Annotated in this window: 10 protein-coding genes and 1 pseudogene; 7 read left to right on the top strand and 4 right to left on the bottom strand. The window is 73.1% G+C overall.

What is annotated here, in order from left to right:
• Positions 1 to 26: 26 nt before the first annotated feature.
• Together guaA and ABD831_RS15830 are read left to right on the top strand one after the other, a co-directional pair.
• Positions 27 to 1,616 carry a glutamine-hydrolyzing GMP synthase gene (gene guaA, locus ABD831_RS15835; protein WP_142178716.1) on the top strand — a complete coding sequence of 530 codons (1,590 nt, stop codon included), beginning with the start codon at positions 27 to 29 and terminating at the stop codon, positions 1,614 to 1,616.
• Between the two features lie 198 nt (positions 1,617 to 1,814).
• Positions 1,815 to 1,901, top strand: a pseudogene (locus ABD831_RS15830) (GMP synthase (glutamine-hydrolyzing)); the annotation flags it as partial.
• Positions 1,902 to 2,093: 192 nt separating this feature from the next.
• On the opposite strand, the gene ABD831_RS15825 reads toward ABD831_RS15830, so the two are convergent.
• Positions 2,094 to 2,570, bottom strand: a complete 477-nt coding sequence (locus ABD831_RS15825; protein WP_344948672.1) for a hypothetical protein — start codon at positions 2,568 to 2,570, stop codon at positions 2,094 to 2,096.
• A gap of 135 nt (positions 2,571 to 2,705) precedes the next feature.
• Here ABD831_RS15825 and ABD831_RS15820 point away from each other — a divergent pair, with 135 nt between their 5' ends.
• A complete protein-coding gene (locus ABD831_RS15820; protein WP_344948668.1) occupies positions 2,706 to 3,440 on the top strand; it encodes a phosphatase PAP2 family protein in 735 nt (244 codons plus the stop codon).
• Positions 3,441 to 3,450: 10 nt separating this feature from the next.
• Complete coding sequence (locus ABD831_RS15815) at positions 3,451 to 6,141, top strand: asparagine synthase-related protein (RefSeq protein WP_344948666.1); 2,691 nt, start codon at positions 3,451 to 3,453, stop codon at positions 6,139 to 6,141.
• 76 nt (positions 6,142 to 6,217) lie between these two features.
• Here the strand turns inward: ABD831_RS15815 and ABD831_RS15810 are convergent, their stop codons facing one another.
• The 3 genes from ABD831_RS15810 to ABD831_RS15800 all read right to left on the bottom strand — a co-directional run bounded on the left by ABD831_RS15810 (position 6,218) and on the right by ABD831_RS15800 (position 11,469).
• Positions 6,218 to 7,906 carry a long-chain-fatty-acid--CoA ligase gene (locus ABD831_RS15810; RefSeq protein ID WP_344948663.1) on the bottom strand — a complete coding sequence of 563 codons (1,689 nt, stop codon included), beginning with the start codon at positions 7,904 to 7,906 and terminating at the stop codon, positions 6,218 to 6,220.
• Positions 7,907 to 8,071: 165 nt separating this feature from the next.
• Positions 8,072 to 10,402, bottom strand: coding sequence for a heavy metal translocating P-type ATPase (locus tag ABD831_RS15805; RefSeq protein WP_344948660.1), 2,331 nt, complete (start codon positions 10,400 to 10,402; stop codon positions 8,072 to 8,074).
• 245 nt (positions 10,403 to 10,647) lie between these two features.
• A complete protein-coding gene (locus ABD831_RS15800; protein ID WP_344948658.1) occupies positions 10,648 to 11,469 on the bottom strand; it encodes a PIG-L deacetylase family protein in 822 nt (273 codons plus the stop codon).
• A gap of 35 nt (positions 11,470 to 11,504) precedes the next feature.
• Between ABD831_RS15800 and ABD831_RS15795 the strand changes: the two genes are divergently transcribed.
• From ABD831_RS15795 to ABD831_RS15785, 3 genes are read left to right on the top strand one after another with little or no spacing between them, the layout of a single operon-like run.
• Entirely contained in the window at positions 11,505 to 12,629 is a 1,125-nt protein-coding gene (locus ABD831_RS15795) for a glycosyltransferase family 4 protein (protein ID WP_344948656.1), read from the top strand.
• A gap of 7 nt (positions 12,630 to 12,636) precedes the next feature.
• Positions 12,637 to 13,347 carry an NUDIX hydrolase gene (locus ABD831_RS15790; protein WP_344948653.1) on the top strand — a complete coding sequence of 237 codons (711 nt, stop codon included), beginning with the start codon at positions 12,637 to 12,639 and terminating at the stop codon, positions 13,345 to 13,347.
• A gap of 49 nt (positions 13,348 to 13,396) precedes the next feature.
• Positions 13,397 to 13,750, top strand: a complete 354-nt coding sequence (locus ABD831_RS15785; RefSeq protein WP_344948650.1) for a hypothetical protein — start codon at positions 13,397 to 13,399, stop codon at positions 13,748 to 13,750.
• Positions 13,751 to 13,766 lie beyond the last annotated feature (16 nt).

Genomic DNA, 13,766 nt, shown 5'->3' with positions numbered 1-13,766 from the left:
GCGGGCCAGCCGTTAGGCTTGCGCCCGTGAGCGAAGCGCACCCGACCGACCTGCAGAGCCACCCCGTCCTCGTCGTCGACTTCGGCGCGCAGTACGCCCAGCTGATCGCCCGACGGGTGCGTGAGGCCCAGGTCTACAGCGAGGTCGTGCCGCACTCGATGGCCGCGGCCGACATCCTCGCCAGGAAGCCGGCGGCGATCATCCTGTCGGGTGGCCCGAGCTCGGTCTACGAGGACGGCGCCCCGCGCCTCGACCCGGCCCTGCTCGAGGCCGGCGTCCCCGTCTTCGGCATGTGCTACGGCTTCCAGTCGATGGCGCAGGCCCTCGGCGGCACCGTCGCCCGCACCGGTGCGCGGGAGTACGGCAAGACCGACGCTGCCATCAGCGACGTCGAGTCGACGCTCTTCGCGGGGCAGCCGCCGAGCCAGACCGTGTGGATGTCGCACGGCGACTCGGTCAGCGCCGCGCCCGACGGCTTCGCCGTCACCGCCACGACCGCCGGCACCCCCGTCGCGGCCTTCGAGGACGACGAGCGCCGCCTCTACGGCGTGCAGTGGCATCCCGAGGTCCTCCACTCCGAGCAGGGCCAGCGCGTCCTCGAGAACTTCCTCTGGAAGGGCGCGGGCATCACGCCGGAGTGGACTCCCGGCCACGTCGTCGACGATCTCGTCGGGGCGATCCGCGAGCAGGTCGGTGAGGACCGCGTCCTCTGCGCGCTCTCCGGCGGTGTCGACTCATCCGTGGCGGCAGCCTTGGTGCAGAAGGCGATCGGCGCCCAGCTGACGTGTGTGTTCGTCGACCACGGCCTGCTGCGCGAGGGCGAGGCCGAGCAGGTCGAGCAGGACTTCGTCGAGGCGACCGGTGTCGACCTCGTCATCGTCGACGCCCGCGAGCGCTTCCTCGCGGCGCTCGCCGGCGTCACCGACCCGGAGACCAAGCGCAAGATCATCGGCGAGCAGTTCATCCGTGTCTTCGAACAGGCGGCGCGCGACGTCGTCCACGACCGCGGCGACGAGGAGCACCCCGTCAAGTGGCTCGTGCAGGGCACGCTCTACCCCGACGTCGTCGAGTCCGGCGGCGGCGAGGGCGCGGCCAACATCAAGAGCCACCACAACGTCGGCGGCCTGCCCGACGACCTGCAGTTCTCGCTCATCGAGCCGCTGCGCACCCTCTTCAAGGACGAGGTGCGCCAGGTCGGTCTCGAGCTCGGCGTCCCCGAGGTCATCGTGTGGCGCCAGCCGTTCCCGGGCCCCGGCCTCGGCATCCGCATCATCGGGGCCGTCGACGCCGAGCGCCTCGCGATCCTGCGCCGTGCCGACGCCATCGCCCGCGAGGAGCTGACCCGGGCAGGTCTCGACCGCGACATCTGGCAGTGCCCCGTCGTGCTCCTCGCCGACGTCCGCTCGGTGGGGGTCCAGGGCGACGGTCGCACCTACGGCCACCCCGTCGTGCTGCGCCCGGTCGCCTCCGAGGACGCGATGACGGCCGACTGGGCGCGCGTGCCCTACGACGTGCTCGCGACGATCTCCACCCGCATCACCAACGAGGTCGAAGAGGTCAACCGCGTCGTGCTCGACGTCACGAGCAAGCCGCCGGGCACCATCGAGTGGGAGTGATCACCCCCGCCTGACCCCCTGAACCGTCGAGAGGCCACGTCTGGCCCCTCCGGTGCAGTCGAGAGGCCACGTCTGTTCGCCAGACGTGGCCTCTCGACGTGCTTGGAGGGGCACATCGTGGCCTCTCGACGGTTGGGGAAGGCGAGGGGGCGTATGCCGTGTGGCCCGGCCACACGGCATACGCCATCGTCCGCTCCCACCCGTATCACCGACGAGGTCGAAGAGGTCAACCGCGTCGTGCTCGACGTCACGAGCAAGCCGCCGGGCACCATCGAGTGGGAGTGACCACCCCCGCCTGACCCCCTGAACCGTCGAGAGGCCACGTCTGGCCCCTCCGGTGCAGTCGAGAGGCCACATCTGTTCGCCAGACGTGGCCTCTCGATGTGCTTGGAGGGGCACATCGTGGCCTCTCGACGGTTGGGGAAGGCGAGGGGGCGTATGCCGTGGGCCGGCCACACGGCATACGCCATCGTCCGCTCAGCGCCCGGTCGCCGCGATGTAGACCCCGGCGTTGCTCAGCGGGTTGACGAGCACGGCCGGGGCCAGGCAGCGGGCGGGAAGGGCGACGCGGGCGTGGACCTGCGCGTCCCCGGCGGTGCTGAAGGGCACCGGCGCCGTCGTCAGCAGGTCCCTGCCGTTGCAGACGACGGTGGCCGACAGGGTGGCGAGCGGGTTGTCGCCACGCGTCGGGATGATGAGGCCCTCGACCTCCACCGTGAGGTCGCCGTCGGCACGCAGCCGGGCCGTGCCCTCGGAGATGACCCACGGGGCGCCGCCGCGGACGAGCCCGAAGAGGGGCGGGTCGCTGAGCTGGCTGCCCTGGAGCGGGGCGCGGAGGATGTCGCTGCGCGGGACGCCGCCGCTGTCGGCCGACGCGCTCGACGTCGCGGCGAGGGCGGACAGACCGATGACGGCACCGGCGAGGAAGGCTGCGGTTCGGGAGATCGCGTGCATGTCGTGCTCCTGGGGTTGTGGGCGAGGAGGGTGAAGGCCCCCCTTCCCGAGGACGTCGCCGTACGGCGGGTGGGTTCATCCCGGGTTCGCGGCACGTGGACGCCGGGCACAGATCGCCTCGTTACCGTGGTCGTCATGACGACCCGACCGAGCACCCGCCCGTCGCGGGACCCGGCCGAGGCCGGGGGTCCCTCGCCGGAGACGCCGTGGCGTCGTCTGTCCGGGCCAGTCGTCGCGCTGGTGCTCGCCGCCGGCCTCGTGGTCGTCACGTCGAGCGTGGTCCGGGGTGGGGCCGCCTTCCGGCTCGACGACCTCGTCCTGGCCTCGACCCCGGGACGGGGCAACGGTCCGGCGGTGCCGGACCTGCTGGCCCTCGGCGTCGTCGAGCTGGCGACGCCGGCGCTCTCGGTCGCGGTCGTGAGTGCCCTGACGATGGCCCTCTGCCTGCGGACCGGCCGCTGGGCGCCGCTGGTCCTGGCAGCGCCTGCCCTGGTCCTGATGAGCAGCGCGGTGCTCCTGGGCAAGGGCCTCATCAGCCGCACGGCGCCCGACGTCCCCGGCATGCTCGGCGGCGACGGGTCCTACCCCTCAGGCCACACCGCCACCGCTCTCGTGTGCGCCGGGGTCGCGGCCGAGCTCGTCGCACGGTTGCACCCGCCGCGCCGGACGCCGGCCCGAGCCGCCGCCGCCCTGTGGACGCTGCTCGTCGCCGTGTCGCTGCTGTGGCTGCACTTCCACTGGCTCAGCGACGTCGTGGGGTCCATCCTGCTCGGGTCGCTCGTGCTCTGGCTGCTGCTCCGGTGGCCCTGGCACCTCGGGGCGGCCGTCGCCACGCAGTGTCTGCACGAAGGGCGCTCGAGGGCCCGTTAGGGTTGTCGCCATGTGTGGAATCGCGGCCTACTGCGGGTTCGAGGCCGACGAGGCCCTGCTCGACCGACTCCTGGCGACGCACCCGGGAGCGGGCGCCCCGGCGACGGCACGGGACGGCGACGCAGGCCTCGGGGTCCGCGAGAGCCGCCCGGCGCAGGCGGCGCAGACCCGTGACGGGGACGGGGCGGGGGACATGGCGGGGGACGTCGCGCGACTCGCCGTGGCCCGCGGCGGGAGGTTCACGCTGGCCCTCGACGGTGAGCTCTACAACCGCGCCGAGCTGCGCGCCGACCTCGAGACCCTCGGCCACGACTTCGGAGTGGGCAGCGACGCGGAGGTCGTGCTCGCCGCCTTCACCGAGTGGGGCACCGACGGCCTCGACCGGCTCGACGGGGCCTTCGCGCTCGCGGTCTGGGACCGTGACACCCGGCGCCTGACGCTGGCGCGCGACCCGTTCGGTGTGCGCCCCCTCTACCTCGCCAAGGCCGGGGACGGCTGGCTCGTCGCGAGCGAGATCCGCGGCATCCTCGACAGCGGCCTGCACGAGCGGCGGCCCGACGACCGCACCATCTACCGCTACCTCTGCTTCCGCGTCCACGACGACGGTCCGGCCACGTTCTTCGCGGGCATCGAGTGCGTCGGGGCGGGCGAGGTCGTCACCCTCGGCGCCGACGTGCCCGGTGGTGTCGAGCGCCACCTCTACTCGCGCCTGCGCGAGGAGCTGGCAGGCCTCGGCCGGACGCCCCGGTCCTACTCGCCGGCGGTCGCCACCGAGTTCCGCTCCCTCCTGACGGCCGCGGTGCGGCGCCGCTCGAGCTCATCCGGCCGCGTCGGCACCTCCCTGTCCGGTGGGCTCGACTCGGCAGCCATCGCTGCGCTCCTCGACGTCGTCGAGCACGAGCCGGGACGATCGGCCGCGGACGGCACGCAGGACACCTGGTCCGCCGTCTACCCCGGTTCGCACAACGACGAGCGCAAGCACCTCGACGCGGTCGTGGCAGGGCTCGGCAACCGCGTGCAGGAGCACCGGGTCGAGCCGACCCCGACGGAGTTCAAGCAGGACCTGCGTGACCTCGTGCGCACCCAGGAGGAGCCGCTCGTCTCCGCCGGCGCCTACACGCAGTACCGCGTGCTGCGTGAGGCGGCCGAGCGCGACGCGGTCGTGCTCGACGGTCACGGCGGCGACGAGACGCTCGCCGGGTTCGGTCCCCACCACCTCATCCACCTGCGCGAGCTGCGCAGCCGCAGCGCCGTGGGCGCGGTCACCCAGCTGGGCCGCTCGCTGGACGTGCTCTACCGCCGCGGTCGTCCCCTCGTGGGAGACCGGCTGCGTGGCCGCAAGGACGTGCCGGTGACGTCGTTGCTGGCTGCCGACTTCGTCCGGGACCACGCCTCCGAGTCCTACGACGTCGAGAAGACCGACCTGCGCGCCCGTCTCCTCGACGACGTGTTCGCCCACTCGCTGCCGGCCCGACTGCGCTACACCGACAAGAACGCCCGCCGCTTCGGGGTCGCCGTCCGCCTGCCGTTCGTCGACCGCGACCTGGTGCGCTTCGTCTTCGGCCTCAGTGACGACGCCCTCGTCAAGGACGGCGTCGGCAAACGTGTCCTGCGCGACGCGATGCGCGGGCTGCTGCCCGACTCGGTCGTGGACCGCCGCGACAAGGTCGGCGCCACCACCCCGCAGAGCGAGTGGTTCATGCGCCTCAAGAACCACATCTACGGCGAGTTCCTCTCCGAGTCGTTCGCGGGCCGCCGCTACTTCGACCAGACCGCCGTGCTCAACATGTTCGAGGGGTGGATCAAGGGCACCAGCTCGGTCGACTCGATGACGGTCTGGCGCATGCTCAACCTCGAGCTGTGGCTCAAGGAGTTCTTCGACGAGCACGAGCCCGAGGACCCCGACCACGTCGAGCCGGTCAAGACCGACTACGAGCCCAACGCCCGCAAGCAGCTCGACCTCGTGACGGCCGACGGCACGGCGGTGCGTCGCTACCCGCTGCGCACCGACCTCTATGCCCGTGAGGACGACCTCGAGGCCAAGACGCTCGGCTACATCGACCGCTTCTTCGCCGGTCTGCCCGACGCGGGGCCCGACCACGCCGCCGCCACCGGGGGCCGCTGGTACTTCTTCATCTCCGAGAAGATCGTCGCCATCACCCAGGGCCGGTCCTACTTCATCTGGGACATCAAGGTCGGCCGCCCGGCCCGCCTCCTGAGCCGCTACGTGACGCGCACGCCCGCCGGCATCGGCCTCGGCTCGCCCTTCACGATGCAGCTGGCCATCGAGGAGGCCGGGCTCCCGCGGGTGCTCTTCGCCTCGGCCGGGGGCGCCGTCGGCAAGGTCCTCGGCAAGCGGGGTCTCTTCTACGACCTCGTCGGGGGCGACATCCGCGCCATCGACGGGCCCACCGAGTACTCCGTCTACCCGGCCAACGTGTCGGCCAAGCTCGGCCCCAAGGACCCGGACGACGTCGCCGCGCGCCTCTCCGCGGCCATCCGGGCGCGGGTGCCCGAGGCCTACCGTGACACGTTTGGCGGCACCGTCGTCATGGACGCCAACGACATCGGCCGCAACGTGCTCGGCAAGGACGCGCCGGGCACCAAGGAGCGCTACGAGCTGATGTTCGCGGACAACCCGCTCGGGCAGGGTTCGGAGCAGACGCCGATGGCGATCGTCTTCGAGACGCCCTCTGCCTGAGGGCTCTTCGCGTATGCCGTGTGGCCGCGTCGGCGTGTGGGGTGTCCTCGGGCGGTGGTCCCGTCAGGGGACGTGGTCAGCCCCCGATGAGTGAGTCGCGCACCTGCTTGCGCAGCACCTTGCCGATCTGCGAGCGCGGCAGCTCGTCGACCACGAGGACCCGGCGCGGCACCTTGTAGGCGGCGAGGTCGGACCGGCACCGGGCCCGCACGTCCTCGACGTCGACCTCGGCGCCGGGCTCGGTCGTCACGACGGCCACGACGTCCTCGCTGCCGTCGGGTCTGGGCAGCCCGACGACCGCGGCATCGGTGACGCCCGGGACGGTGCGCACCACGGCCTCGACCTCCGACGGCATGACGTTGAAGCCGCCGGTGATGATGAGCTCCTTGATCCGGTCGACGACCGACACGAACCCGTCGGCGTCGACGACGACGATGTCGCCGGTGCGGAACCAGCCACCGTCGAGCAGGGCGGCCGACGTCTCCTCGGGCTTGCCCCAGTAGCCGCCGAAGACCTGCGGTCCGCGGATGAGCAGCTCGCCGCGCTCGCCGACGGGCCGGTCACGCGTCGGGTCGTCGGGGTCGACGACCCTGATGTCGGTGCTCGGGAAGGGGACTCCGACCGCGCCCGGTCGGCGCTCGCTCCCGATGGGGTTGCCGATGGCGACGGGTGAGGTCTCGGTGAGGCCGTAGCCCTCGACGAGGAGACCCCCGGTCACGTCCTCCCACAGCTCGAGGGTCTCGCGGGGGAGGGCCATGGCGCCGGAGATCGCGAACCGCGTTGCCGTCAGGTCGACCCCGCGCTCACGAGCCGCAGTGGCGAGCCGCTGGTAGATCGGCGGGACGGCCGGGAGGAACGTCGGGGGGTGCTTCTTGGCGGCGGCCAGCACGAGGTCGACGTCGAACTTCGGGAAGAGGACGAGCCGAGCACCCGTGCTCATGGCGAAGGTCAGGCACAGAGTCAGGCCGTACGCGTGGAACATCGGCAGCACGGCGTAGACGACCTCCTGACCGGGCCGCATGCCCGGCACCCAGGCCCGCCCCTGCGCCGCGTTGGCCAGCAGGTTGCCGTGGCTCAGCATGGCGCCCTTGGGGTGGCCGGTCGTGCCGCTCGTGTACTGGATCGCCGCGAGGTCCTCGACGCTCGGACCGGGCACGGACGGGTCGAGCGGGCCGTGCGCGAGCAGGTCCGACCACGGCGTCGTCCCGGTGGACGGCGCGGTGAGCTGGGCCCGCATCTCCCTCGCCCGGCGCACGGGCAGCCGAAGCGCCACCCGCTTCGCCCACGGCATCGAGGCGGTGATGTCGACCGCGACGACGTGCTGGACGCGGTGCTGGAGGTCGGGCAGCTGCGTGACGGCTCCGGCGACCTTGTCCCAGGCGACCGCGACGGTCGCGCCGTGGTCGCCGAACTGGTGGGCCATCTCGGTCGGGGTGTAGAGCGGGTTGTGCTCGACGACGACGGCCCCGAGCCGGAGCACCGCATAGAAGGCGACGATGTGCTCGGGACAGTTCGGCAGCACGAGGGCCACCCGGTCGCCGGCGCGGACGCCGAGGAGCCGTAGCCCCTCGGCCGCCAGCTCGACTCGGCGTCCCAGCTCCGAATAGGTCACCTCGGCGCCGAAGAACTCGAGCGCCGGTCGTGGACCGTAGGTGGCGACGGCCTCGGTCAGCAGGTCGACGAGAGAGCCGATGGGTGGGTCGATCTCGGCCGGCACCCCCTCGGCGTAGTGGGCCACCCACGTGTGCTCCAGTCCCGCCGTCATCCGAGCCTCCGTCGCCGGTCCGCTGCTGCCGCCCCGCGCGGCACGCCCAGTATGGCGGTGGTGTCGGCGGCGTGCCGGTCGCCCCTTGCGGCGACGACGCGGACTCTGCCGGCCGGGAGGTCGGCCGGCATCGTTGGCAGCACACGGCATACGCCATCGGTGGGGTCAGCCGGACGCACGACGCCGACCGGTGCGGCGGGCCGGGGACGGCCCCGGGGGGACGAGCGCGAAGGCGCCCTCCTCCTCCTGGCTGTTGTGCAGACGGCACACGGCGTAGAGCCCGTAGAGCAGCCGGCGCAGCTCCGTGACGTCCTCCGGCGTCACGTGCTCGGGGTCGATGCCGTCGAGGAGCCGGCGCAACCGCGAGACCTGGTGCTCGATCTCGGCGTGCGTGCGGCGCATGGTGGCGGTGGCCGCGCCGCCGAGCGCCCGGTCCACGAGCGGCATCAGCTCGTCCTCGTCGGCGCGCTCGTGGGGGATCAGGTCGCCCTCGAGCCGCGCGAGGAGCTCGTGGACCGGCTCCAGCCGGCAGTCCCGGGTGCGCAGGGCGTCGGCGACGGTGCGGATCTGCTCGACGGCGGCGATGGCGCCGTCGTGCCCGCTGCGGAGGCGGCGAGCCGTCGCGATGTCCTCCTCGGACATGGGCACGGTGTGCAGGCGGCTCGGCAGGAGGGCCCGCAGCGCGATCCCGATCGCGAGCACGTCGATGCCCTCCTGCAGCACGGCACCTGCCGCGGGTGGCAGCAGCCCGACGGCGGCGGCGAGCATGGCCACGAGGGACAGGCCCATCCCGACCAGCACCGCCTCGAGGGCGATCCGGCGCGACCGGCGGGCGATGAGGATCGCGTCGGCGATCGCGTCGACACGGTCGACGGTGAGCACGACGTCGGCGGCCTCCGACGAGGCCGTCGCCCCGCGCGCTGCGAGCGCGACCCCCACCCCCGCCGCCGCGAGGGCGGGGGCGTCGTTGACCCCGTCGCCGACCATGATGGTGCGTGCGGCCGCCGACTCCTCGCGGATCGCGGCGAGCTTGTCGGCGGGGTCGCGGTCGGCCAGCACCGCGTCGACACCCACGATGCGCCCGACCGTCTCGGCGATGTCGGCCCGGTCGCCGGTGACGAGGACGGTGCGCCGGATGCCGACCTCGCGCAGGGCGGCCAGCATGCGCGGCGCGTCGGGTCGCACGGGGTCCTCGAGGAGGAAGGCCCCGGCCGGCCGGCCGCCGACGGCGACGAAGACCGTGAGGCACCCGTCGAGCGCGGCACGCCGGCGCACCTGCCGGAGCCAGGCGGGGTCGTCCTCGCCCACGATCCAGCGCGCCTTGCCCAGCCGGACCTCGGTGCCGCCGACGAGCCCCTGGAGACCGTAGCCGTGGACCTCGTGCACGTCGGTCGGCAGCTGGAGGTCGAGGGCGCGCCGGCGGGCTGCACCGACGAGCGCGCTCGCCAGCGGATGGGGCGAGACCTGGTCGAGGGACGCCGCGAGGCGCAGCACGTCGAGGGCCGGCGGGGCGTCCGGCGCGGTGACCACCGAGGCCAGCTCCGGCCGGCCGTGGGTGAGTGTCCCGGTCTTGTCGAAGAGCACGACGTCGCCGGCGGCAAGGGCCTCCAGGGCAGCACCACCCTTGACGACGACGCCGATGCGCGACGCCCGCGACAGGCCGGACATGATCGCCACCGGAGCAGCGAGCAGCAGCGGGCACGGAGTCGCGACGACGAGCACGGCGACGGCGCGCACCGCGGATCCCGAGACGGCCCACGCGATTCCGGCGAGCGCGAGTGTCAACGGCACGAAGAGCACGGCGAAGCGGTCGGCCGTGCGCACGAACGGCGCCGACGTGGCCTGTGCCTGCTCGACGAGCCGGACGACGTTCGCGTAGGTCGACTCCGACGCGGAGGACGTGGCGACGATGTCGACCGGGGGACCGGCGTTGACCACCCCGCTGCGGACGTCGTCGCCGGTCGGGCGCTCCACGGGCATCGGCTCGCCCGTGAGCGCCGACTCGTCGAAGGTGCCCGTGGCGAGCAGCCGGCCGTCGACCGGCACGACCTCACCCGTGCCGACCACGAGCACGTCGCCGGGCGATACCTCCTCGACCGATATGCCGTCGACGCGGTCGCCGGAGCGTCGTCGGGCCGTGCGCGGGGTGCGTTCGACGAGCAGGCGCAGCTCCCGGTCGGCGCGCGCCGAGGCCCGGTCCTCGAGCAGCCGCCCGCTGGCCAGCATCAGGGTGACCATGGCGCCGGCGAAGTCCTCCCCGACCCAGAGCGCACCGGCCAGGGCCAGGACGGCGATGACGTCCACCGTGGCCCGGCGCTCCACGACGGCCCGCACGGTCCACAGCAGCGAGAGCGCCAGCCCGAGCACGGTCGCGGAGACCCACAGGGCTCGCGACACCGCGTCCGAGCCGAGCGCGGCCGCGATCCCGCCGCCGGCCAGCAGGATCGCCGACGCGACGAAGAAGACCGCCGGTGAGCGGCCGCGCCACCAGGTCACACCTCCATCATCCGCCGCCCCGGACCCGGCAGACGGCGTTGGGGACAGGAGTCACAGGCGGCGCCACCCGGCATACGCAGACTCCCCGCCTCAACCGTCGAAAGGCCACGAACTGCCCATGCCCAACCGTCGAAAGGCCACGAATGGACCGTGCCCAACCGTCGAGAGGCCACGCACTGCCCATGCCCAACCGTCGAGAGGCCACGAACGGCCCGTGCCCCACCGTCGAAAGGCCACGAACCGCGTCAGGCGAGCCCGTCGAAGACGTCGCGGCGGATCGGGTCTCCGGGCCGGGCCGAGCGGTCGACGAACCACTCACGCCCGAAGACGAGGTCGTAGAACGGGCGTGGGATCCGGAGGAACGCGGCGAGGGTGCGGTCGGCCCCACCGTCTGCGGTGGCCTGCGAGGCGTGCGCGCGCATCGAGGCCCGCTTGGCCGAGATGTGGCGGCGCACGTTGATGCGGTGGGTGATCTCGCTGCGGGCCGAGAAGGCGCGGTCGAAGGCCGCCCGGTCGAACTCGGGTGGGAAGCGGTAGACCGTGGCGGCGAGGTCGATGGCGCGGCAGATGGTGTCACGCGGCACCGTCGCCTCGAGGACCTTCGGCGTGCCGGCCAGCTCGGCCGCGCGCCGACCCACCCGGTGCACCTGTCGGTGGTCGGGGTGGCCGTAGCCCCCATTGGGCTCGTAGTGGAGGAGCACGTCGACGTGCTCCTCGCGCAGGATCGCAGCCAGCCGCTGGGCCGCCTCCTCGACGTCGGCGCGCACGAAGCGGGTGCTGCCGGGCGGGTCCGGGGCGACCTCGGGTCCGAGGCCGCTGTCGGCGTAGCCCAGGTGCTCCACGCGTGCGACGCCGAGGGCCTTGGCACTCGCGCGCAGCTCGTCCATCCGGGTCGCGGCGAGCGCACCCTGGCCGGTGAACTCGCTCGCCGCCAGCCCGAGCTCGCCGTCGGTCGCCACGACGACGACGACCCGGTGGCCCTCCGCGGCGGCGCGCGCCATCGTCCCCGAGGTCAGCAGGGCCTCGTCGTCGGGGTGTGCGTGGAAGGCGAGGAGCGTGTGCGGCACAGTCACCCATCTTGGCCCATGGCACAGTGTCTTCCGTGAAGGTGGCGCTCCTGTCCGACTGTTACCTGCCCAGGCTGGGCGGGATCGAGGTCCAGACGCACGACCTCGCGCAGCACCTGCAGGCCGCCGGCCACGAGGTCGAGGTGTTCACGGCCACGCGCGGTGCCGAGGGCGAGATGCACGGGACGGTCACGGTCGTCGACGGAGTGCCGGTCCACCGGCTCGCGGCCCGGATGCCGTGGGAGCTGCCCGTCAACCCGTTCGCCCCCGCTGAGCTGCGCCGGCGGCTCGTCGCCGGTCGCTTCGACGTGGCCCACGTCCAGACCGGGGTCGTCTCACCGTTCGCCTGGGACAGCACGCGCGTCACGGTCGGACTCGGCCTGCCGACGGCCATGACGTGGCACTGCATGCTCGCCGGCGTGGCCCCGGTGTTCCGGGCCGCCCGGTTCGTGCGCGGGTGGGCATCGCGCGGCGTGGCCATGTCGGCCGTCTCGGACGTCGCCGCCGAGCCGCTCCGGAGTCTCGTCGGGCCCGGCTCCTCGGTCGGCGTCCTCCCCAACGGCATCGACGTCACGCGCTGGAGCGGCGGCGCGGTCGCGCGCGAGCCGGGTCCGTTGCGCCTCGTCACCGCGATGCGCCTCGCGGCCCGCAAACGCCCCGCGGCGCTCGTCGAGCTCGTGGCGGAGGCGGAGAAGACCGCTGGTGCGGGGTCCGTCTCGCTGACCGTGCTGGGGGAGGGGCCCGACCGGCGCAAGGTCGAGGCGCTCGTGCGAGAGCGCCGCCTCGACTGGGTGTCGCTCCCCGGCCGGGTGCCGCGCGACGCGCTGCGCGAGCTGTATGCCGCCGCCGACGTCTACCTGTCCCCGGCCCGTCTCGAGTCGTTCGGGATCGCAGCCCTCGAGGCGCGGACCGTCGGGCTGCCGGTGATCGGCCGATCCGGTTCCGGTGTAGGCGAGTTCGTGTGTGACGGCGTGAACGGCCTTGTCGTGTCGAGCGACTCGCAGATGTCCTCTGCCATCGCGCGGCTGGCCAAGGACCCTGGGGAGGTCGCCCGGATGAGGGACTGGAACGTCGCCAACCCGCCCGCGCAGGAGTGGTCACACGTCGCTGCCCTCGCCGTGGCGGAGTACGAACGCGCCGTCGGGCTGGTGCGCCGGTGAGGCCGCGATGAGGACCAACGTCCCCGGCGGCCTCGTCGTCGTCGCCCTCGACGCGGACGAGCAGCGCGTGGCGGAGGCGCGACTCGGCCACGGAGACCATCCGGACGTCGTGCTCGGAGCCGCCGGTTGGCGCATCGAGTCACCGGTCTTTGCCACGGTGCGAGACGACGGGACGCTCGAGGTCGGCTACCGCGTGCGCGAGCTGGACGGCATACGTCCTCGGCTCGAGCACGTCCCGCGTGACGCGGGAGTCGGCGACGACGAGGTGGGTGAGCCGTTCCAGCGGGTCGCGGCATACGCCGTCGTCACGAGTGAGCGGGGGGTGCTCCTGACCCAGTTCAACTCCCAGACCCACGTGGCCGGGGACTGGGGGCTGCCCGGCGGCGGGCTCGACGACGGTGAGTCACCCGTCGAGGGCGTGCACCGTGAGGTCTGGGAGGAGACGGGGCAGCGCATCGAGCTCGGTGAGCTCCTCACGGTCCAGTCGCAGCACTGGGTGGGTCGGGCGCCGTCGGGGGTGCTCGAGGACTTCCACGCGGTGCGGATCGTCTATGCCGCAACGTGTCCCGAACCTGTCGACGTCGTCATCCACGACGTCGGCGGCACGACGTCGGACGCGCGGTGGGTGCCTGCCGAGCGGCTGGGCGACTACCGGCTCACCTCGTCGTGGCGGCACCTGGCTGCCCTCCACGCGCTCGTGCCACCGTCCTCGCGCTGAGTGGAGGGGGCGGGTCGAGCCACGTACGACGCTCCGTAGGATGTCGGCCATGGACCTCGTCTACAACCTCCTCGTCGCCCTTCACCTGCTCGGCATGGCCGCGATCGTCGGAGGCTGGATCGCGGTGCGCAGCGGCCGCACCGTCATCGCGCCGATCGTCTGGGGAGCGCGGGCGCAGCTCGTCACCGGTCTCGCCCTCGTCGGCATCGCCTCTGCGATCAAGGACGACGACCACACGGTCAACAACTCGAAGATCGCGGTCAAGCTCGTCATCGCGCTCGTCGTGCTGGCCGCCGCCGAGATCGGCGCCGCCCGAGGCCGCAAGGGCAAGGACACCGGAAACCTGCTCGACCTGGCCGGGGGCGGGGCCGTGGTCAACGTCCTCGTCGCGGCCATCTGGTGACGACGCTCCGTGCCGG

The sequence above is a fragment of the Terrabacter ginsenosidimutans genome (assembly GCF_039539425.1).
Lineage (GTDB): Bacteria > Actinomycetota > Actinomycetes > Actinomycetales > Dermatophilaceae > Terrabacter > Terrabacter ginsenosidimutans.
The sequence above is the reverse complement of the archived record's forward strand: the minus strand, read 5'-3'. Positions and strand labels throughout refer to the sequence as shown.

What these genes read in the sequence shown, in the direction of transcription:
- ABD831_RS15815 (WP_344948666.1), top strand. Translation starts at nt 3,451, where the DNA reads ATGTGTGGAATCGCGGCCTACTGCGGGTTCGAGGCCGACGAGGCCCTG.
- ABD831_RS15790 (WP_344948653.1), top strand. Translation starts at nt 12,637, where the DNA reads ATGAGGACCAACGTCCCCGGCGGCCTCGTCGTCGTCGCCCTCGACGCG.
- ABD831_RS15785 (WP_344948650.1), top strand. Translation starts at nt 13,397, where the DNA reads ATGGACCTCGTCTACAACCTCCTCGTCGCCCTTCACCTGCTCGGCATG.
- ABD831_RS15825 (WP_344948672.1), bottom strand. Translation starts at nt 2,570, where the DNA reads ATGCACGCGATCTCCCGAACCGCAGCCTTCCTCGCCGGTGCCGTCATC.
- ABD831_RS15810 (WP_344948663.1), bottom strand. Translation starts at nt 7,906, where the DNA reads ATGACGGCGGGACTGGAGCACACGTGGGTGGCCCACTACGCCGAGGGG.
- ABD831_RS15820 (WP_344948668.1), top strand. Translation starts at nt 2,706, where the DNA reads ATGACGACCCGACCGAGCACCCGCCCGTCGCGGGACCCGGCCGAGGCC.